This window comes from Pseudomonas atagonensis (assembly GCF_011369485.1).
Classification (GTDB): Bacteria; Pseudomonadota; Gammaproteobacteria; order Pseudomonadales; family Pseudomonadaceae; genus Aquipseudomonas; species Aquipseudomonas atagonensis.
Genome location: NZ_VXCA01000020.1, coordinates 22,957 through 42,570, shown reverse-complemented (window position 1 = coordinate 42,570; position 19,614 = coordinate 22,957). Strand labels below are relative to the sequence as shown.

Here is a 19,614-nt window from a genome sequence, read left to right as displayed (position 1 = left end):
GATTCAAACTGTGGGAGGGGCTTGCTCTCGAACGCGACCTGACAGCCGACCAATCTCTGAAGGGTGAACCTGGCTCAAACGGTGGGAGGGGGCTTGCTCCCGAAGGCGACCTGAAAATCGGCCAATCCGTTGGCAGCTGTGTCATTTCCATTCCCTGGATTTCACCGTGAAATCGACGTCATCGCTTTGATTTTTCAATGGTGTCTAAATGATGGCTCGTGTACCTTTCGCCGCGCTCTGACCAGTCAATCTGGTGGGCCGGTAGGGATGCCTGTGTTGATGTGTGAACCCTGCTGAAACTGTTTTCGCTGTTTTGGAAGGGAATCTCTCGTGAATACCGCTCGTTTGCGCCGCTCGTTGCTGGCGCTGTCTGTTACTGCTGCCGTTTTGCACATTTCCACTGCTCTCGCTGATATCGATTACGACATCAGTAGCGCTCCGTTGGACAGCAATCTGCTCAACACTACTGGCCTGGTTGATTTGCGCGGCAATTTGAATGCCACGCCTGTTGCGGCGCCGGGGTTGACGTTTGGGGCGCAGTTCAAGGGGTTGAGTGCTCGGCAGTTACGCAACAACGACAGTATTCGCATTGACGGCGCCACGCATGGCGTCGGTATCAGTCTCGGGGATTCCGGGGCGGTGCACAGTAAAATTCAATTCGCGCTGATCAACGATGGCTCGATTGCTGTCCACGGATTGGCGAGGGAGGGCTCTTCAACGGGTCTTTCCGTGATCAACGGTGAGCTGGGCAATTACCTGTCCAATACCGGCAGCATCGACGTCAGCGGGGCGACGTCCACCGGTGTGATGCTGGTGCAGACGAGTCTGACGGGGATCAGCAACACCGGCACGATCAGTGCCAGTGGCACAGATGCAATGGGGTTGTTTCTCGACGGCGTTACGCTCAAGGGCGGGATCTTCAATCCCGGCACTGTGCGCGCTTCCGGAACCAATGCCGAGGCGGTTGTACTGGAGGGGGTGACGTTTGATCGTGCGTCGGGTTCCGGGAGTCTGGTGATGACCAACGACGGCACGATTTCCGGTGAATCGATTGGTTTGCACGTCAGTGGTCAGCCGGTTGGCGGCACTCCCTTTACCCTTTACCAATTGACCGGTCAGATCGAGGGGGGCAAGGCCGCCATTCAGATTGACGATGGTGAAAGCTATTTCAACTTCTTTGGCGGCTCCGTAAAGGGTGATCTGCTCGGATTGACCGGCGTGAAAGTCGATGGCGAGGTCACCTTCGACGGCTCGGTCATCAAGTCCGGCTACGTCACGATTGAAGAGGGCACGCTGACCTTGGTGCGACCGCACACCACGATCATCGGTGACTTCGATATGGAAGAAGCCAACTCGGTACTGGAGATGTACCTGGGCAATGACACCAACCCGGCGCTACCGGTGTTGAAGGTCACGGGGACGACCGATATTGCGCCGGGCGCGCAGTTGCGATTGCTGGCGCGTTCCAGTGATTTTCGCGTGACCCCGGGTGGCACTCGGTACACGTTGATCAGCTCGGGCAATCTGGTCGGCGGCAGCAACCTGACCGTGACGTCGTCATCGGCGTTGCTGGATGTGAAGAGCTTCGCTGCGCAAGGTAATGACATCACCACGGTTGTCACGGCCAAGTCCGGTCAGACGTTGGCCGACAATACCCTGGCCGTCGGCGGCAGCCGTAACGCGGCGACGGCGGTGGGGCGTCTGTCGGTGGTGATGTCGCGTATCGATGAGCAGGATCCGCTGTTCCAGGCTTTCGCCAATGCCAGCACCGATGCGCAACTGGCGCGGCTGTCCGAAAACCTTAGCCCGGATGTCAGCCGTGGTGTCCTGCACGCGGCCACCAACAGTCAGACGCTGGTGTCGGGTGTGATCAACGAACGCTCCAGTCGCGCGCGCAACGCAACCGGTTCGCCGGAAAAAGGCGTGTGGTTGCAAGCCCTGAGCAGCGATGCCAATCAGGACGAGCGTCGCGGTGTGTCGGGTTATGACGCCGACAGCCACGGGATCGCCGTGGGGGCCGACGGTCAGTTGAATGCCGATACGACGTTAGGTCTGGCTTACAGCTACCTCGATAGCGATGTGAAGTCGGATCCGGGCAACAAAACCAAAGTGACCGGCCATGCGCTGACCGTGTATGGCAACTGGGTTCACGACAACTGGTTTGTCGACACCTCGTTGATGTACGGCTGGAACGACAACGAATCGAAACGCTACATCGCCGGCACTCGCGCCAAGGGTGATTACGACAGTGATGTGTTCGGTGTCAGTGCCTTGGCCGGTTACAGCTTGCGGCTGATGCCGGATATGGTGCTTGAGCCGCAAGTCGGCGCGCGTTACGCCAATGTCGGGATGGACAGCTACCGCGAGAAGGGCAGTGCAGCTTCGTTGAATGTCGGCAGTCAGCGGTACGAGGTCGGTGAGTTGGGTATGGGCGCGCGATTGGCCGCCGCATTTGTGGTGGGTGCTGGCAGTCTTGAGCCTGAAGCAAAACTCATGGCCTGGCATGACGTGATCGGCGACAAAGTGGCCACGCAGTCTTCGTTTGTTCTGGGTGGCGATGCGTTCACCAGCCGTGGCACCACGCCGGTTCGTGACAGCTATGAACTGGGCCTGGGCGCCAATTACCGCATGGGCGCGTGGAGTGTCGGCGGTTCGTACAACTACGTGACGGCCAGCGGATTCGATGCCGATGGCTTCACGGCGAAGGTGCGTTACGCGTTCTGATTCAGCTTCGACACGCGTAATCGTTCATCGCGAGCAGGCTCGCTCCCACAGGCGAATGCATTTCAAATGTGGGAGCGAGCCTGCTCGCGAAAACGGTCTGACAAGCGTCGCAGCTTCTACAACTGATAACTGAAACTGATGCTGTAACGCGCCCGCCGATTGAACGTGTCCAGCGCTTCATCCGACATTGCCTTCGCCGCCTCCAGCGCAATGTTGTAGTACTTGGCGTCGCCGAATCGCAATCCCACCGCCGCCGATGACAGGTTGTTGGCCTGCACCGGCAATTCATTGAACCAGCTGCGCGAGCGATCGAGCACCACGTACGGTTGCAGGATGCGCACCCAGTTGCCGTCGCGGTTGAAGCTGTAGTTGACCTCGTAAGCCACCCCCCAACCCTTGTCGCCCGACGCCTGATCATCGGGGTAACCACGGCCGAAATTCTGCCCGCCGAACACCGCACGTTCGCTGTCGGGCAAGGTGTCGTCGCTCCAGTACAGCGCCGCCGACAACACGCCTTGCCAGTTATCTAAGAACTTGTCGCTCTGCACGCCGGACAGGCGCACACGGAAGAAGTCGAGGTCGATGGCGTTGTTGTTGCTCTTCGCGCCCATGCTGTCGAGGCCTTGGTACACGCCGCCGCTGAGGATCCGCAGTTGGCGGGTGTCGGCCTTGCGCCAGTCGCTCTCGAAGGCGAGGGCGCGGATGTCGGTGCGTTCTTCGACGCTCAGCGGCAAGCCGATGACGTTGTAGCGAGTCTTGTCGTTGACCGCGTACAGCCGCGATCCGGCGGTGAGCAGTTCGTTGGACGCCGCGATCAGCGGCAGGGTGAAACCGATCGAGTAACGGTCGTTCTCGCGGTGCGGTTTGAGCTGCAGGCCGTTGTCCAGCAGCACATTGGTGCCCGGGTCGGCGCGGTAGCGTGAAGCGGACAGCGCGAGTTGTGTGCCTTCGGCATCAAGGAACTGGTTGTAGTCGAGGCGGTAGTAATGTTCGTGGTCGTCACCCGGCGGGAACAGGCCGCTGAGGGTCACTTGCTCGCCCATCGAGGTCTGTGAATTGCTGCTGACGCCGAGCAAAGCCTGCGTGCCGTTGCGGTTGTCTTCGGTGGTGCTCAGGGTGCTGGTGAATGGTTTGCGGCTGGCCTGGGCAACCAGTGTCGTTGCACCGTCGGTGGTGCCCGGCGGTGGCACTTGTGCCTGGATCGTCACGCCGGGGATGCGCGTCATCAGCGTCGTGTAGCGTTCGAAGGTCTTGCGGGTCAACGGCCGTTCGGCCTGGATTTTTGCCGCCAGCTCATCGAGCAGACCTTTGACCCGGCCGACATCGCCCTGCATCTGCACGTCGCGCACATAACCTTCGACCAGCACCACGCGGGCGACGCCGTCCTCGAAGTTCTGTTGCGGCAAGAACGCGTAGGACAGCAGGTAGCCGTCCTGCTGATAGCGGCGGGTGATGTTGCGTGTTGCTTCGATCAATTCAGCGAGACTGGTTTGATGGCCGATCAGCGGTTTGTATTGGTCGGCCAGCTCGTTCAGCGGATAGATCGTGCCGCCTTCGATCTGCACGGTTTTCAGATTGACCTTGGTGCTCATCATCAACGGTTGCGCGGCCGTCGCTCCGGGCTCCGGCACTTGCAGCGGCGCGGCGGCCGGACGATAGGCATCGGCTGGCAGGTTCGGCACGGGCAGGTTGCGGATGGTTTCGTTGCTGTTGAGAAAGCTGGGGAGGGTGTCGGCGAGGGCAGCGGAACTGAGGCTGAGGAACAGCAAGGACGCCATAACGCGCATAGGACACTCCGTGGTCAGGTCGCAGCTCAAGGCTGTTTTTTCCTAAGAAAAAAGCGGAAGACTCGTGGGAATCTTCCGCCCTCAACCAAGCGTAGGCGCTGTAGGTGAGGCCGTCGAATCGGCCAGGTGCAATTTAGTTAGCGTTTGTTGCCTCCCAGTGCGCCGGTCAGGCCGCCGAGTACTCCGCCCAGACCGCCCGTGGTGCCGGCACCGGTTGCGGTGCCTCCGTTGACCAGACCGCCAACCGCTCCGACGGTGCTGCCGACGTTGCTGACCAGGCCACCGACCGCAGTGGTCACAGGGTTGTTGGTGGCGGCAATCGCGCCGCCCAGGCTACCGACTGCTCCGCCGACTTGACTGGTGAGCCCGGCGACGGGTGAGCCGAGACCGGTGGTGGCGCCGACATTCTGGGTCAGGCTGGTGACAGCACTGGTGACGGGGTTGATCGCCGCACCGACGTTATTGCCCAAGGCTGCCAGCGGCGCGGTGGTGCTGGTGATCGGTGTGCCAGAACCGCCGAGCACGGTGTTGAGCGAAGCGACGGTGTTGCCCAGTCCGCCTGCGGTGACGCCACCGGCACTGACCAAGCCGTTGGTATTGCCGTCGTTCAAGCCTGCGCCGACGTTGGCCACGGCGCCGCCCACTGTTTGCAGCAGACCGGTACCGCCGAGGCCGCCACCCAGGCCACCGCCGATCCCGCCGCCAGTGCCTGAACCGGTGCCGTTGGACACCAGACCGCCCGCTTTGCCAACTGCGGTGCCGGTATTGCTCAGCGCGCCGCCGAGGGTGTTGGTCAACGCGTTGCCGTTGCCAGCGTCAGTCACCTTGTCGCCGACACCGTCCACGGTGCTGCCGACTTTCTGGATCACGCCTTTGAGCGGATCACCCAGACCTGTTGCGCTGCCGATTTTGTCGGTGGTGCTTTCCACCATGGCGATCACCGGCACCAGACCAGCACCAACTTTATCGGTCAATTGGCTGGTCGGGCCATTGGTCAATGTCGTGTTGAGGGTGTCGCCGAGCATGGTGACTTTCTCACCCACACCGTCGAGCAATGGTGCCACTTTGGTGACCACCCCGCCGACCACGGGAACGCTGCCGGTGGCGGTCGCCAGTTTGGCGCTGAGGTCGGACACGCCGTTGCCGACATCCGTTACAACACCGCCGACCGAGGCCACCGTCGTGGTCAGGCCTTTAGGGTCAGTGGACAGTTTGCCGATGCCATTGGCCACACCGTCTCCCAATGTGCTGACGACATTGCCGGTCGTGTTGACGGCGCTTTGCACCACGCCGCCGACGACAGGAACCGTGCTCAGTGAATCACCGACCTGACCGACACCATCACCGACGCCGCTTACGGTTTTGCCGACATCCTGTATCAGCGTGGTAGTCACCAGCGGGGTAACGGTCGGGTTGGTTGGATTGGTCGGGTCAGTCGGATCCGTAGGATTGGTCGGGTTGGTCGGATCAGTGCCGCCGGTTCCGCCCGTACCACCGGCTCCGCCAGTGCCGACAGTATTGCCTGTGCCGCCGGTGCCACCGGTTCCTGCGGTGCTGCTGTCCGGCGAAGAACTGCCGGAACTGCTGTGATGGCCGCCACCGCCGCTGCTGCAACCGGCGAGGCCGAGGGAGAGAATCAATGCCAGAGCAATTGCTGATTTGCACCACACGTCTTGAGTTTTCATGATCGAGATTCCTTGCACCTGTCACAACGTAACGTTGCCTTCGAGGGCTCGCCGATCTGTCGCCGGTGATGCCTCGTCCGTGATTGCAATCTCGACCCGGGGCAGGAAACACACCATTCTCAAGTTGGTATTAACGCCTTTATATAAAAGGCGATACGCAGCGCCTAAGGACTAATACCGAGGAAATAGACGCGCAAAAAAAAGCCTTGAGAATCAAGGCCTGGGGTTTTGCAGATGAGGAGGAGAGAGGCGGGAGAACTTAAGTGATATATACACAATTAACAGGCTTGTAGTGCTGCATCATTCAGAACATCCAGCCTGTGGAGATTACCTGTGGCGAGGGGAGTTATCACCGTTGGGTGGCGCAGCCGCCCCAAAACCTGCGATCTCGGTCTTTCTGTTAAACCGTGTCGGATGGTTTGCGGCTGCTGCGCAGCCGAACGGGGCGGTGCGACGTTCGCTAAATCCCCTCGCCACAGAGTTTTTCTTCACACGTTTGCGGTGTTCATCCACCATTTTTGGAATCACGCCATCGGCTGCCAGTTACCAACCATATGCTCCAGATCCCCTGCACCCACCAGTCGCAACTCGCCACTGGAGCCCGCCGCACTGGCGAACAGCGTCACTTCACTGGGCAACCGCACCGGTTTGCGAAAGTGCACGGTGATCTCCAGATTGGCTTTGGGCAGGTGATCCGCCAGTGCTGCGAGCGTGCGCGCCTTGTTCCATAAACCATGGGCGATGGCGGTGGGAAAACCGAACAGTTTTGCGCTGGCGGCGCTGAGGTGAATCGGGTTGTAGTCGCCCGAGACCTTCGCGTACTGCCGACCGATGTCGGCCGGCGCTTTCCAGTGCGCAACCTGGCTCAGCGCTTGCGACGGCTGCCAATCCTGATCTTCCGGCTCGCCCTCAAATTTTACCCCGCGACAGAGCATGCGGCTTTGCGCTTCCCATAACGGCCCGAGTTGATCGTCCAGGGTGGTCAGCAAATCAAAGGTCGCGCCTTTGGCATGCGGCTGCAGGTTGTGCACGCGCACACTGACCTGCGCCCGACTGATGCCGCCCATGGGGCGCAACACCCGGATCGAATTGCTCAAGTGAATCAGCCCCAGTAACGGGAACGGAAAGTCTTTGGCCGTGAGCAATTGCATCTGCAAGGCAAACGCGAGGATGTGTGGATAAGTCGCTGGCAGCAGGCCGTCATCGGCAAATCCGCAAACCTTGCGATAAGCCGCCAGCCGCTGACTCTCGACGTCGACCCAGCAGCGCAAACCGCTGTCGGGCAGTCGCGTACCGGTGATTTTGCGTCGCGTCGCCGCCCGCGCATACAGCCCCGGCAGGCTCGGTTCGCGATCCAGTGTGTGCCATTCGATGCTCATGCCTAAGCCCCCAGAACACTTTGTCCACAGACGCGCAGCGCTTGCCCGGTGAAGGCGCCGGTGCCCGGTTGCGCAAGCCACGCCACCGCTTCGGCGACGTCCTGCGGCAAGCCACCTTGCCCCAGCGAACTCATGCGCCGTCCCGCTTCACGCAGGCCGAAGGGGATGTGTGCGGTCATTTGCGTTTCGATAAAACCGGGTGCGACCGCATTGATGCTGATGCCGCGTTCCAGTAGCGTCGGCGCCCAGGCTTGCGCCAGCCCGATCAGGCCTGCCTTGCTCGCCGCATAGTTGGTCTGCCCGCGATTACCGGCGATGCCGCTGATCGAAGCCAGCAAAACGATCCGCGCGTTGTCGTGCAGGGTGCCGCTGTCGAGCAAGGCTTTGCTCAGCACTTGCGGGGCGTTGAGATTGACCGCGAGCACCGCGTCCCAGAATTCCGGGGTCATGTTGGCGAGGGTCTTGTCGCGGGTGATCCCGGCGTTGTGCACCAGAATGTCGAGGCCATCGGGCAATTGCCCGATCAGTTGCGCGGCGGCGTCTTCGGCGCAGATGTCGAGGGTGATACTGCGTCCGCCGAGTCGTGCGGCCAGCGCTTCGAGGTCGGTTTTGGCCGGAGGCACGTCAAGCAGAATCACCTCCGCGCCATCCCGTGCGAGGGTTTCGGCGATGGAGGCGCCGATGCCGCGTGCGGCACCGGTGACCAGCGCTTTGCGCCCGGCCAGCGGTCGTGTCCAGTCCGTCACCGGCGTCGCACACGCGGTCAGGCGAATCACTTGCCCGGAGACAAACGCGCTTTTCGGCGAGAGGAAGAAGCGCAACGGGCCTTCCAGTTGATCTTCGGCACCGTCACCGATGTAGATCAGTTGCAGCGTGCCGCCGCTGCGCAACTCCTTGGCCAGCGACCGGGAAAAGCCTTCGAGCGCTCGCTGGGCACTGGCCGCGAATGGCTCGCGCAGGGTCTCGGGTGCGCGGCCGAGGATCACCAGATGAGCGCTGTGCTCAAGGTTTTTCATCAGGGGCTGAAAGAACTCGCGCAGCTGTTTGAGCTGGTCGGTGTGCTGCAGATCGCTGGCGTCGAACACCACGGCTTTGAGTTTCGGGCCCAGGCCCGGGATCCATTCGGTCGCCGCCGCCGGTTGTTCGCCGTAGCGATAAATCCCGTCGGTCAAACGGTTGGCAAACGCACTGACGCGCTCGGCCAGCGGCCCGCCACCGATCAGCAGCGCACCTTCCACGGGGCGCAGGCGTCCGGCTTGCCAGCGTTCCAGTCGCACCGGCGACGGCAGGCCCAAAGCCCCGACCAGACGATGGCCGATGGACGAGTTGGCGAAGTCGATATAGCGGTCAGACATGGAACGCTCTCCAGAAGATGGGGTTCAAAGTGTGGACTGCAATCGGCAATCAATCGTTCGATCCACGCAATAAGGCCTACGCTAGAACACTGAGGTTTAGCAGGTCTTGGCGATAGCTGCGGTTCTGTGTGGAACCCTGTGGCGAGGGGATTCATCCCCGTTGGGTCGCGAAGCGGCCCTGAAACCGACAGCTGCGGCGCATCTGTCACACCGCGAATAATTGTTTCGCGGCTGCTGCGCAACCGAACGGGGATGAATCCCCTCGCCACAGGGAACAGATGGAAGCTGCAAAAAAATCCGGTCAATTTGAAAAGGAGCATTTCATGAGTCAGCTGCGCCGCGTCGCGATCATCGGCGGTAACCGTATTCCTTTTGCCCGTTCCAACGGGCCGTACGCCACCGCCAGCAATCAGGTGATGCTCACGGCTGCCCTCGAAGGCCTGATCGAACGCTACAACCTGCATGGCCAGCGCATCGGCGAAGTGGTCGCGGGCGCGGTGCTTAAATTGTCACGGGATATGAATCTGACCCGCGAATGCGTGCTCGGCTCGCGCCTGTCGCCGGCCACGCCTGCCTATGACATTCAGCAAGCGTGCGGCACCGGTCTCGAAGCGGCGTTGCTGGTGGCCAATAAAATCGCCCTTGGCCAGATCGATTGCGGCATTGCCGGCGGCGTCGATACCACCTCGGACGCACCGATCAGTGTCAGCGAAGGCCTGCGCAAAATTCTTCTGCAAGCCAATCGCGGCAAGACCACGGCCGACAAGCTCAAGGCCTTTGTGCAATTGCGCCCCAGACACCTGATCCCGGAATTCCCGCGCAACGGCGAACCGCGCACGGGCCTGTCGATGGGCCAGCACTGCGAACTGATGGCGCAGACCTGGAACATCCCGCGTGAAGAGCAAGATCAATTGGCGCTCGAAAGCCATCACAAACTCGCCGCGTCTTACAGCGAGGGTTGGCACAACGATTTGATGACGCCGTTCCTCGGCCTGAACCGCGACAACAACCTGCGCCCGGACCTGACCCTGGAAAAACTCGCCACGCTGAAACCGGCGTTCGAGAAAAGTGCCAAGGGCACGCTGACGGCAGGTAACTCGACGCCGCTCACCGATGGTGCTTCGGTGGTGCTGCTGGGCAGTGAGGAATGGGCGAAAGAACGCGGTCTGCCGATCCTTGCTTACTTGCGCGATGGCGAAGCCGCAGCCGTGGATTTCGTTAACGGTGCCGAAGGCTTGTTGATGGCGCCGGTCTACGCGGTGCCGCGTCTGCTGGCGCGCAACGGCCTGACACTGCAGGACTTCGATTACTACGAAATTCACGAAGCGTTTGCCGCGCAAGTGCTCTGCACGCTGAAGGCCTGGGAAGACCCCGAATACTGCAAAACCCGCTTGGGCCTGGATTCGCCGCTGGGCTCGATTGACCGCAGTCGGTTGAACGTGAAAGGCAGTTCGCTGGCGGCGGGGCATCCGTTTGCCGCGACCGGTGGGCGCATCGTGGCGAATTTGGCGAAGTTGCTGGATGCGGCGGGCAAGGGCCGCGGGTTGATTTCGATCTGCGCCGCCGGCGGGCAGGGCGTCACCGCTATCATCGAGCGCTGAAGCGCCAGAATCAGCCCCCTCTCCTTTCGGCAGAGCAGGCTTTTGTTTTTCTCAAGTACGGAACGATTGTCGGACAACTCCCTCTGTCATTGAGGACATAGCCCGCAAAACCGGGAAATTCAGGCGCTCGGGGAAAAATCTTGCGAAGGGTAACGCCATGGATGTCAGATTCTGTCGCAAATGCCCTCAACGCCCAGTGCCAACAAGTGCGGCGGGCTCGGCTATGATTCGCCACGGTCGATGCGCGAGCGCAGAGTTGGCCTCGATTGATCCGGCACAGTGTGTGCATCCACAAGGTTCACAGGTCGGCAACCCCTCCCCGTGAAGCGAGGATTGCCGTATAACGAGTGACATTCGCGTGTTTGGTAATAAAGGACCCACAATAAAAGCTGATGAAGACTCCAAAACGCATTGAACCCCTGATCGAGGACGGTCTGGTTGACGAAGTGCTGCGCCCACTCATGAGTGGTAAAGAAGCAGCTGTTTATGTGGTGCGCTGCGGCAATCAGTTACGTTGCGCCAAGGTCTACAAGGAGGCGAACAAACGCAGTTTCCGCCAAGCGGCCGAGTACCAGGAAGGCCGCAAGGTTCGCAACAGCCGACAGGCGCGGGCGATGGCCAAAGGCTCGAAATTCGGTCGCAAAGAGACCGAAGATGCCTGGCAGAACGCCGAAGTCGCGGCGTTGTTCCGTCTGGCGGGCGCCGGTGTGCGCGTACCCAAGCCGTATGATTTCCTCGACGGCGTGCTGCTGATGGAGCTGGTGGCCGACGAGTACGGCGACGCCGCACCGCGTCTGAACGACGTGGTGCTGGAGCCGGATCAGGCGCGCGAGTATCACGCGTTCCTGATTTCGCAGATCGTTCTGATGTTGTGTACCGGCCTGGTGCACGGTGACCTTTCGGAGTTCAACGTGCTGTTGACGCCGACCGGCCCGGTCATCATCGACCTGCCGCAAGCGGTGGACGCGGCGGGCAACAACCACGCGTTCAGCATGCTCGAACGGGATGTCGGAAACATGGCCTCGTACTTCGGTCGTTTTGCGCCGGAGTTGAAACAGACGAAATACGCCAAGGAAATGTGGGCGCTGTACGAAGCCGGCACCTTGCACCCGGCCAGCGTGCTGACCGGCGAGTTCGATGATCCGGAAGATCTGGCCGATGTCGGCGGGGTCTTGCGCGAAATCGAAGCGGCGCGTCTGGATGAGGAACGCAAACAGGCAATCCGTGCAGCGGACGACGAGCCCAAGGGCAAATCCGACGAGCCGCCTCCACCGCCGTGGATGCAGTGATCGCTTAAAGAAAAACCCGGCTTCGGCCGGGTTTTTTGTGCCTGCCCGATTTCCTGGCACACCGTAGGTCCCCTAGGGGCGCGGGCTTGCTCGCGAAAGCGGTGTGTCAGCCAACAATCAGGGTGTCTGACGCGGCCCATTCGCGAGCAAGCCCGCTCCCACAGGGAAGTGTGGTGTTGCTGAAAATTGTGTGGGAATCTGGCCGCCCTCCGCACACTCAAGGACTGAATGTGAACGCCCGCCTGATCATAACTGCCCGACTGATCTCCGATTTCGGCGCCTTCCTCAACATGGTCGCGCTCGCCACCTACGTCTATCTGCTGAGCAACAGCGCGATGAGCGTCGGCATTTTTCTCGCCAGCCGGGTCGGCGGCGGGATCTTCGCCAGCCTGATCGGCACAAGATTCTATCGACGCTGGAGTGGACGAGCGCCCCTGATCGTCTTCGATCTGTTGCGCGCCGGCCTGCTCGGGTTGCTGTTGATCGTGCCGGTTTCCGCGCAGGCGCTGCTGTTGCCGGTGATTGCCTTTGGCCTGGGTTTTGGCAATTCGATGTTCGCCATCGGCCTCAACAGTCAGTTGCCGCGATTGATTGAGCCGGCGCAACTGCTCAAGACCAATGCGTGGATCACTTCGGCCTCTTCGGCGGCGATGGTCGGTGGCAGCCTGGTCTCAGGCTTGCTGGTCGCGGCATTCGGTTTTGAAACGGTGTTCGCGCTGAACGCCGTGACCTATTTGCTGGCGGCGTTGCTGATTGTGCCGCTGCGCTTCGACAAACCCGACGTCATCGCAAAGCCTGAGCGCGGCGAGTGGTCGGCCCTCAGGCAAGGCCTGCGCAGCGCGCAGGTGATTGCCGCGATGCTCGCGGTGACGATGGCCGACACCTTGGGCAGCGCCGCGCACAATGTCGGATTTCCGATCATCTCGAAACTGCTCTCGCCGGAATCGGCGAGCACCACGCTGGGCCTGATGCTGGCGGTGTGGGCCAGCGGCAAACTGCTCGGCGCACGGATCGCCAGTCGCTTGAAGGGCTCGGACAATATCAATCTTGAGCGGCGCTTTTTCTTCGGCGTGGCGCTGATGTCCTGCGGTTTCATTCTGATGTTCCAGCAGCACAGTCTTTACGGGTTGTTGCTGTTTGCCTTGCCGGCCGGGCTGGGCGACGGCTTCTCTGAAGTTGGCTTGATGTCGCGTCTGCAACGGGAGCCTGAACACCTTCGTCTGCCGATCTTCAGTTTCCTGACGTTGCTGCAAATGACCGGGTTCGGCGTCGGCATGCTGATCGCCGCGCCGTTCTACCAATGGTGGACGCCGGGTGCCGTGGTCATGCTGTTCCACGGCATTCCCCTCGGCACGTTGCTGGCGGTGAAAGGGCTGGCGCTCAGGCGCGGGCGGGTTGTGCGCAGCAGCCCGACGCCAGCTCCTTGAGGATCGGGCAGTCGGGGCGATGGTCGCCGTTACAGTGCTCGACCAGGTCTTGCAGAGTGTCACGCAGCTCTGCGAGTTCGCGGATTTTCTGGTTCAGCTCATCGATGTGCTGACGGGCCAGCGCCTTCACATCGGCGCTCGCCCGTTGGCGATCCTGCCAGAGAGTCAGCAATTTGCCGACTTCCTCCAGTGAAAAGCCAAGATCCCGCGAACGCTTGATGAACGCCAGGGTGTGCAGATCGTCGTCGCCGTAGACCCGATAACCGCTGTCGGTGCGATGGGCCGCTTTAAGCAAACCGATCGACTCGTAATAGCGGATCATTTTCGCGCTCAGGCCACTGTGCCGGGCCGCTTGGCCGATGTTCATCGGTGCTCCTCCAGATCCTCGGGTTTCCAGGTTTTCAACAGTAGCGCATTGCTCACTACGCTGACGCTCGACAGCGCCATCGCTGCACCGGCCAGCACCGGGTTGAGGAAACCGAACGCTGCCAGCGGAATGCCGATCAGGTTATAGACGAAGGCCCAGAACAGATTCTGGCGAATCTTCGCGTAGGTCTTGCGGCTGATTTCCAGCGCCGCCGGCACCAGCCGTGGATCACCACGCATCAGGGTGATGCCCGCCGCGTGCATGGCCACATCAGTGCCGCCGCCCATGGCGATGCCGATGTCCGCCGCCGCGAGTGCGGGGGCGTCGTTGATGCCGTCGCCAACCATGGCGACCACGCCGGTTTTCTTCAGCTCGGCAACGGTGGCGGCTTTTTCGGCCGGGAGGACTTCGGCGTGAACATGTTCAATGCCCAGCGCCTCGGCGACCACGCGCGCACTGCCTCGGTTGTCGCCGGTCAGCAAATGGCTGTGGATATCTCGTGCGGCGAGTTGTTGTACGGCTTGCAGCGCACCGGGTTTGAGGGTGTCACCAAAAGCGAACAAACCGAGCACCTTGGGCTCAGGGCTTTGCTCGATCAGCCACGACAGCGTGCGCCCTTCGGCCTCCCATGCTTTGGCCGATTCGCTCAGATTGCCGGCGCTCAAACCACTTTCTTCCAGCATCCGTCGGTTGCCGAGGGCCAGACGCCGACCGTCCAGCGTGCCGGCGATGCCGCGACCGGTCAGTGATTGGCTGTCGCTGACGTCTGGCACCTGCAGCTCGCGATCGACGGCGGCATCCAGCACTGCTTTGGCCAATGGATGCTCGCTGCCGCGTTGCAGCGCAGCGGCCAGTTTCAACAGCGTATTTTCGTCACCCTCGACGGCACTGAAATGCGCGATGCGCGGAGTGCCGGAGGTCAGGGTGCCGGTCTTGTCGAAGACCACGCTGCTGACTTCATGGGCGCGTTCCAGTGCTTCGGCGTCCTTGATCAGAATGCCGTGACGTGCTGCCACGCCAGTGCCGGCCATGATCGCCGTCGGCGTGGCGAGACCGAGGGCGCAAGGGCAAGCGATCACCAATACCGCCACGGCGTTGATCAGCGCCGTTTCCAGCGGCGCCCCGTAGAGCCACCAGCCGATCAATGTGGCCAGTGCCAGCACCAACACGGTCGGCACGAACACCTGACTGACTTTATCCACCAGTTTCTGGATCGGCGCTTTCGCGGCCTGAGCGTCTTCCACCAAGCGAATGATCCGCGCCAGCACGCTTTCCGCACCGAGTGCAGTGGTGCGTACCAGCAAGCGGCCTTCACCGTTGATCGCGCCGCCGATGACCTGGTCGCCGGGTTGTTTCGGCACCGGCAGGCTCTCGCCACTGATCAACGCTTCGTCGGCGTGGCTCTGGCCTTCCAGCACTTCGCCGTCCACCGGAAAGCGTTCTCCGGGTTTGACCAGCACGAGATCATTGAGGCGCAGAGCGCTGATGGCGACGTCTTGCTCGCGCCCGTCGATCACTTGAATGGCCCGTTCCGGACGCAACGCTTCGAGCGCGCGAATGGCGCTGGCGGTCTGGCGTTTGGCGCGGCTTTCGAGGTATTTGCCGAGCAGCACCAAGGCGATCACCACCGCCGAGGCTTCGAAATACAGATGCGGCATGCGCCCGGCCGCGGTGGCCCACTCGTAGAGACTCAAGCCATAACCGGCACTGGTGCCGAGGGCGACGAGCAAGTCCATGTTGCCGGCGCCGGCACGCACGGCTTTCCAGGCAGCCACATAAAACCGCGCACCGAAAATGAACTGCACTGGCGTGGCGAGGACGAATTGCGCCCAGGCCGGGAGCATCCAGTGAATGCCGAATGGCTGAAGCAACATCGGCAACACCAGCGGCAGGGCGAGGGCGATCGCGCAGATCAACGCCCAACGCTCATGTTGCAGGTGCTGTTGCTGGTTATCGGTGGGTGGGTTTTCGGCTTGCCAGACGCTGGCGGAATAACCGGCCTTGCTGACAGCATCAAGCAGGAGTTGCGCCTCGACCTGCCCGAGCAGTTCGAGGTGCGCACGTTCGTTGGCGAGGTTGACGCTGACGCTTTTCACCCCGGCGACTTTGTTCAGGGCGCGCTCGACGCGACCGACGCAGGAGGCGCAGGTCATGCCGTCGATTTTCAATTCGAGGGTTTGTTGCGGCACGCTGTATCCGGCGCGTTCGACTGCGTCCATCAGCGCCGGCAAGCTGTCGCCGGGTGCCTGCACGCGAGCCTGCTCGGTGGCGAGGTTGACGCTGACGGCACTGGCGCCGCTGACTTTGCTCAAGGCCCGCTCGACACGCCCGGCACAACTGGCGCAGGTCATGCCGGCAATCGGCAGATCGAAAGTGATGGATTCGGACATCGGTCACGCTCCCTGTAGAAGTTGCCTACAGGATCAACCTTGCCACGCGGGCAAGGTCAAGCGCCAATCTTTGGAGCGCCATAAATCAAATGCGGGAGCGGGTTTGCTCGCGAAGGGGCGCAATATTCAACACCTTTGCTGAATGACCGCATTCGCGAGCAAGCCCGCTCCCACATTGGGATTTGCTCAATAGCCGAGATCGGTGCGCTTCAAGTACATGCCTTCCTGGTTCATCGCGATCCGGAACTTCAGGATATCGCCGGCATGCAGTTTGATCTCCTGCGAACCTGGCGCGAGCATGCCCGGGTTGCAGCCCGGCATTTGCCCCGGCAGCAGTTTCAACCGCAGCGAGACATTGCCCGGCGGCAGATTGAACGAGGTGCTTTGCTCCTGAAACAGTCGCGCCGACAGTTGATCCTGAATGTAAACGCCGATCTCGCAGGACGTCGCCACTTCCAGGCGCTCGCGGGAAATGATCAGCACGCCGTAATCTTCACCAGCGGCTTGCACCGACGGCATGGCGGCAAACAGGCCGAGGAAGCCAAACAGGCTGAAAGCTGACCAGCGCATGGCTGAATCTCCTGAATTTATGTCATTGATGCACGCAGCTTGGCCGAGCGCGGCGCTGATTGCCAGCCCGGCAGTTTATTGCAGAACTTGACCTTGCCATCGTGGCAAGCTCGAGACTGCCGGCAACCTCACTCAAAGGAGTCGCTCCATGCAAGTGTTCAACGTTCAAGGCATGTCCTGCGGTCACTGCGTCAAAGCCATCACCAACGCCGTGCAAGCCAGGGATCCGGCGGCCAGTGTTCGTGTCGATCTGGCGGCAAAGGAAGTCGGCGTCGAGAGTGCGCTGAGTGCCGAACAGGTGATCGAAGTCATCAGCGAAGAAGGCTACGTCGTCAAACTCGCCTGATACAAATCTCCACAGGTTTGCATCAAGTCGTCTGATTTTTAATTGTTAGCGAGCTATCGGAATGTTCAAGGCGTCCGGGCGCGGCTAGACTGTCGGGCTGCCGACTTGCCAACCTGGATGCCTGATGAACTTCCGTACCATTCTGATTCTCGGTGCCTTGACTGCCTTCGGGCCGCTGGCCATCGACTTTTATCTGCCTGCCTTTCCGTCCATGGCGCTGGCGTTCGGCACCGACGAAAAACACGTGCAGATGACCCTGGCCGCGTATTTCCTCGGTTTGTCCATCGGTCAATTGCTGTACGGCCCGGTCGCGGATCGCTTCGGACGACGCATTCCGCTGCTGACCGGTCTGGCACTGTTCACCGTTGCATCTCTGGCCTGCGCTTATGCGCCGAATCTCGAATGGCTGATCGGCGCGCGCTTCGTGCAGGCGCTGGGCGGTTGCGCGGGGATGGTGATTTCCCGGGCTGTGGTCAGCGACAAATGCGACGCGGTGGGTTCGGCGAAGGTCTTCTCGCAATTGATGCTGGTGATGGGGCTGGCGCCGATTCTGGCGCCAATGCTGGGCGGGCTGCTGGTCAACACCACGGGTTGGCAGTCGATCTTTCTGGTGCTGACCGGTTTCAGTGCGTTGGCAGGGCTCGCGGTGGCGCTCGGTTTGCCGGAAAGCATGCCTGCGCATATGCCGCGCCAGCCATTGTCCGGCGCCCTGCGCCAGTACGGCCGCCTGTTGAAAGATCCGATTTACCTCGGCCATGCGCTGACCGGTGGCATCGCCATCGCCGGGATGTTTGCCTACATCGCCGGTTCGCCCTTTATCTTCATCAAGTTGTACGGCGTGCCCGCCGAGCATTTCGGCTGGCTGTTCGGCACCAACGCGGCGGGGTTCATTCTGGTGGCGCAGATCAATGCGCGGCTGTTGGCCAAACGTGGGCCGGCGTTTCTGCTGTCGCGTGCGGTCTGGGTTTATCTGTGTGCCGGGCTGACATTGCTCGCGGTCAGCGCCTTGCACTCCGAGGCGCTGTGGCCGTTGCTGATTCCGTTGTTCGTCTGTGTGGCCAGTCTCGGCTGCATCAGCCCGAATGCCGCAGCCTGCGCCATGAACGGCCAGCGCGAACGCGCCGGCAGTGCCTCGGCGCTGCTCGGGTGCATGCAGTTCAGCGTCGCGGCCGGGGCATCGGCACTGGTGGGAATTCTGCACGATGGCACCGCCGTACCGATGGCCATGGTCATCAGTCTGTGCGGTTTGTTGGTGGTCAGCGTCGCGTTGCTCACCCGGCGTTTGCAGAATGCCCGGGCGCTGGCGCAAGTCGCTGTCTGAACTGACTCAGCCGGCAGCGCGCTGCTGGCTGCGGTCGGGGAACTGATGGGGCGCGCAAAGTCGCGCTTCGAGGGTACGGGTGAAAGCCAGCGCTTCGGCTTCGGTGCGGAATGTCACGGCGTGCTGGTCGAGGCGAACCTGCCATTGGGACTTTGCCACTTCTTTTATCAGGATCTTCATTGCTGACCTCCCTTGCGTAAAAGATGTACCGCAGAGGCTTCGATTCTAGTCCTGAATACGATCGCAATTGTGACAAAGGTCAAGCATCTGACTGACGGCAAAAAACCATCGCAGCCCGCGTCAGCCATGAGTCGGCGCTGACGCTGGCTGCGAATTCCCGTGTTTTTAGAAACTTTCTAAAACAATTTTCCCCTTGGCTTTGCCGCTTTCGAGCAATTCGTGCGCGCGGCGCAGGTTGGCGGCATTGATCGTGCCGAAGTGTTCGCCCACCGTGGTTTTCAATGTCCCGGCATCAATCAGCTCGGCCACGCGGTTGAGGAGTTTGTGCTGTTCGATCATGTCCGCTGTTTCGAACAGCGAGCGGGTGTACATGAACTCCCAGTGCAGCGACAGGCTCTTGCGCTTGAGCTTGGTCACGTCCAGCGACTTCGGATCGTCGATCAACGCCAGTTTGCCTTGCGGCGCCAGTGCCTCGACCAGTTGATCGAGGTGCTGATCGGTCTGGGTCAGGCTGGCAATGTGGGTGACCGAGGCGATGCCGGCGCGTTTCAGTTCTTCGCTCAGCGGCTGGCTGTGGTCGATGACCAGGTCGGCGCCCAGTTCGCTGACCCAGTCGCGGGTCTGTGCACGGGAGGCGGTGCCGATGACGTTGAGGCCGGTCAACTGTTTGGCCAGTTGCGTCAGGATCGAACCGACGCCGCCCGCCGCACCAACAATCAACAGGCTCTGGCCTTCGTCGGTTTGCCCTTCGCGGATTTGCAGGCGTTCGAACAGCAACTCCCACGCGGTGATAGCGGTCAGCGGCAGGGCGGCGGCTTCGGCGAAACCGAGGGATTTGGGCATGTGGCCGACGATCCGCTCATCGACGACGTGCAACTCGCTGTTGCCACCCGCGCGGGCGATGGAGCCGGCGTAGAAGACTTTGTCACCGGCCTTGAACAGAGTCACGTCGCTGCCGACAGCCTTGACCACACCGGCGACATCCCAGCCCAGCACTTTCGCGGCGCCGTTTTCCGGCGCCACGTTTTGCCGCACCTTGGTGTCGACCGGGTTGACCGAGATGGCTTTGACTTCCACCAGCAGGTCACGCGGGCCGGCGACGGGCTCCGGCAGTTCGATGTCTTGCAGGGATTTTGCGTCGCTGATCGGCAGGGACGCGTAATAGGCGATGGCTTTCATGGATGGCTCCGTAC

Annotated in this window: 15 protein-coding genes; 6 read left to right on the top strand and 9 right to left on the bottom strand. The window is 61.3% G+C overall.

Annotation, left to right across the window (positions count from 1 at the left end; all coding sequences use genetic code 11):
- The first annotated feature begins 330 nt into the window (after nt 1-330).
- Nucleotides 331-2,724, top strand: a complete 2,394-nt coding sequence (locus F2P67_RS14000) for an autotransporter domain-containing protein (RefSeq protein ID WP_166221039.1) — start codon at nt 331-333, stop codon at nt 2,722-2,724.
- A 116-nt stretch (nt 2,725-2,840) separates the two neighbouring features.
- Here F2P67_RS14000 and F2P67_RS13995 read toward each other — a convergent pair whose 3' ends face one another.
- The 4 genes from F2P67_RS13995 to F2P67_RS13980 all read right to left on the bottom strand — a co-directional run bounded on the left by F2P67_RS13995 (nt 2,841) and on the right by F2P67_RS13980 (nt 8,930).
- Nucleotides 2,841-4,511, bottom strand: a complete 1,671-nt coding sequence (locus F2P67_RS13995) for a ShlB/FhaC/HecB family hemolysin secretion/activation protein (protein ID WP_166221038.1) — start codon at nt 4,509-4,511, stop codon at nt 2,841-2,843.
- 137 nt (nt 4,512-4,648) lie between these two features.
- Entirely contained in the window at nt 4,649-6,196 is a 1,548-nt protein-coding gene (locus tag F2P67_RS13990; protein WP_166221037.1) for a collagen-like triple helix repeat-containing protein, read from the bottom strand.
- 524 nt (nt 6,197-6,720) lie between these two features.
- Nucleotides 6,721-7,575: a MaoC family dehydratase gene (locus F2P67_RS13985; RefSeq protein WP_166221036.1), complete on the bottom strand. Its 855-nt coding sequence runs from the start codon at nt 7,573-7,575 to the stop codon at nt 6,721-6,723.
- A gap of 2 nt (nt 7,576-7,577) precedes the next feature.
- Complete coding sequence (locus tag F2P67_RS13980; protein ID WP_166221035.1) at nt 7,578-8,930, bottom strand: 3-oxoacyl-ACP reductase; 1,353 nt, start codon at nt 8,928-8,930, stop codon at nt 7,578-7,580.
- Between the two features lie 323 nt (nt 8,931-9,253).
- Here F2P67_RS13980 and F2P67_RS13975 point away from each other — a divergent pair, with 323 nt between their 5' ends.
- From F2P67_RS13975 to F2P67_RS13965, 3 genes are all read left to right on the top strand, one after another.
- Nucleotides 9,254-10,531, top strand: a complete 1,278-nt coding sequence (locus F2P67_RS13975; protein WP_166221034.1) for an acetyl-CoA C-acetyltransferase — start codon at nt 9,254-9,256, stop codon at nt 10,529-10,531.
- Between the two features lie 392 nt (nt 10,532-10,923).
- Nucleotides 10,924-11,820, top strand: a complete 897-nt coding sequence (locus tag F2P67_RS13970; RefSeq protein ID WP_166221033.1) for a PA4780 family RIO1-like protein kinase — start codon at nt 10,924-10,926, stop codon at nt 11,818-11,820.
- Between the two features lie 230 nt (nt 11,821-12,050).
- Nucleotides 12,051-13,247, top strand: a complete 1,197-nt coding sequence (locus F2P67_RS13965; protein WP_166221032.1) for an MFS transporter — start codon at nt 12,051-12,053, stop codon at nt 13,245-13,247.
- Here F2P67_RS13965 and cueR read toward each other — a convergent pair.
- From cueR to F2P67_RS13950, 3 genes are all read right to left on the bottom strand, one after another.
- Nucleotides 13,201-13,614: a Cu(I)-responsive transcriptional regulator gene (cueR, locus tag F2P67_RS13960; protein WP_166221031.1), complete on the bottom strand. Its 414-nt coding sequence runs from the start codon at nt 13,612-13,614 to the stop codon at nt 13,201-13,203. The genes F2P67_RS13965 and cueR overlap by 47 nt on opposite strands.
- Nucleotides 13,611-16,004, bottom strand: a complete 2,394-nt coding sequence (locus F2P67_RS13955; RefSeq protein WP_166221030.1) for a heavy metal translocating P-type ATPase — start codon at nt 16,002-16,004, stop codon at nt 13,611-13,613. The genes cueR and F2P67_RS13955 overlap by 4 nt, the downstream gene beginning before the upstream one ends.
- 186 nt (nt 16,005-16,190) lie before the next feature.
- A complete protein-coding gene (locus F2P67_RS13950) occupies nt 16,191-16,574 on the bottom strand; it encodes a hypothetical protein (RefSeq protein ID WP_166221029.1) in 384 nt (127 codons plus the stop codon).
- Between the two features lie 148 nt (nt 16,575-16,722).
- On the opposite strand from F2P67_RS13950, the gene F2P67_RS13945 reads away from it, so the two are divergent.
- Both F2P67_RS13945 and F2P67_RS13940 read left to right on the top strand, forming a co-directional pair.
- A complete protein-coding gene (locus F2P67_RS13945) occupies nt 16,723-16,920 on the top strand; it encodes a cation transporter (protein WP_166221028.1) in 198 nt (65 codons plus the stop codon).
- A gap of 124 nt (nt 16,921-17,044) precedes the next feature.
- Complete coding sequence (locus F2P67_RS13940) at nt 17,045-18,241, top strand: multidrug effflux MFS transporter (protein WP_166221027.1); 1,197 nt, start codon at nt 17,045-17,047, stop codon at nt 18,239-18,241.
- A 6-nt stretch (nt 18,242-18,247) separates the two neighbouring features.
- Here the strand turns inward: F2P67_RS13940 and F2P67_RS13935 are convergent, their stop codons facing one another.
- Both F2P67_RS13935 and F2P67_RS13930 read right to left on the bottom strand, forming a co-directional pair.
- Nucleotides 18,248-18,421: a hypothetical protein gene (locus F2P67_RS13935; protein WP_166221026.1), complete on the bottom strand. Its 174-nt coding sequence runs from the start codon at nt 18,419-18,421 to the stop codon at nt 18,248-18,250.
- Nucleotides 18,422-18,586: 165 nt separating this feature from the next.
- Nucleotides 18,587-19,600 carry a zinc-binding alcohol dehydrogenase family protein gene (locus F2P67_RS13930; RefSeq protein ID WP_166221025.1) on the bottom strand — a complete coding sequence of 338 codons (1,014 nt, stop codon included), beginning with the start codon at nt 19,598-19,600 and terminating at the stop codon, nt 18,587-18,589.
- Nucleotides 19,601-19,614: the final 14 nt, after the last annotated feature.

Excerpts from the sequence above, each read along its gene's own strand:
- F2P67_RS13995 (WP_166221038.1), bottom strand. The coding sequence starts at position 4,511 with ATGCGCGTTATGGCGTCCTTGCTGTTCCTCAGCCTCAGTTCCGCTGCC.
- F2P67_RS13990 (WP_166221037.1), bottom strand. The coding sequence starts at position 6,196 with ATGAAAACTCAAGACGTGTGGTGCAAATCAGCAATTGCTCTGGCATTG.
- F2P67_RS13985 (WP_166221036.1), bottom strand. The coding sequence starts at position 7,575 with ATGAGCATCGAATGGCACACACTGGATCGCGAACCGAGCCTGCCGGGG.
- F2P67_RS13980 (WP_166221035.1), bottom strand. The coding sequence starts at position 8,930 with ATGTCTGACCGCTATATCGACTTCGCCAACTCGTCCATCGGCCATCGT.
- F2P67_RS13975 (WP_166221034.1), top strand. The coding sequence starts at position 9,254 with ATGAGTCAGCTGCGCCGCGTCGCGATCATCGGCGGTAACCGTATTCCT.
- F2P67_RS13970 (WP_166221033.1), top strand. The coding sequence starts at position 10,924 with ATGAAGACTCCAAAACGCATTGAACCCCTGATCGAGGACGGTCTGGTT.
- cueR (WP_166221031.1), bottom strand. The coding sequence starts at position 13,614 with ATGAACATCGGCCAAGCGGCCCGGCACAGTGGCCTGAGCGCGAAAATG.
- F2P67_RS13955 (WP_166221030.1), bottom strand. The coding sequence starts at position 16,004 with ATGTCCGAATCCATCACTTTCGATCTGCCGATTGCCGGCATGACCTGC.
- F2P67_RS13950 (WP_166221029.1), bottom strand. The coding sequence starts at position 16,574 with ATGCGCTGGTCAGCTTTCAGCCTGTTTGGCTTCCTCGGCCTGTTTGCC.
- F2P67_RS13945 (WP_166221028.1), top strand. The coding sequence starts at position 16,723 with ATGCAAGTGTTCAACGTTCAAGGCATGTCCTGCGGTCACTGCGTCAAA.
- F2P67_RS13940 (WP_166221027.1), top strand. The coding sequence starts at position 17,045 with ATGAACTTCCGTACCATTCTGATTCTCGGTGCCTTGACTGCCTTCGGG.
- F2P67_RS13935 (WP_166221026.1), bottom strand. The coding sequence starts at position 18,421 with ATGAAGATCCTGATAAAAGAAGTGGCAAAGTCCCAATGGCAGGTTCGC.
- F2P67_RS13930 (WP_166221025.1), bottom strand. The coding sequence starts at position 19,600 with ATGAAAGCCATCGCCTATTACGCGTCCCTGCCGATCAGCGACGCAAAA.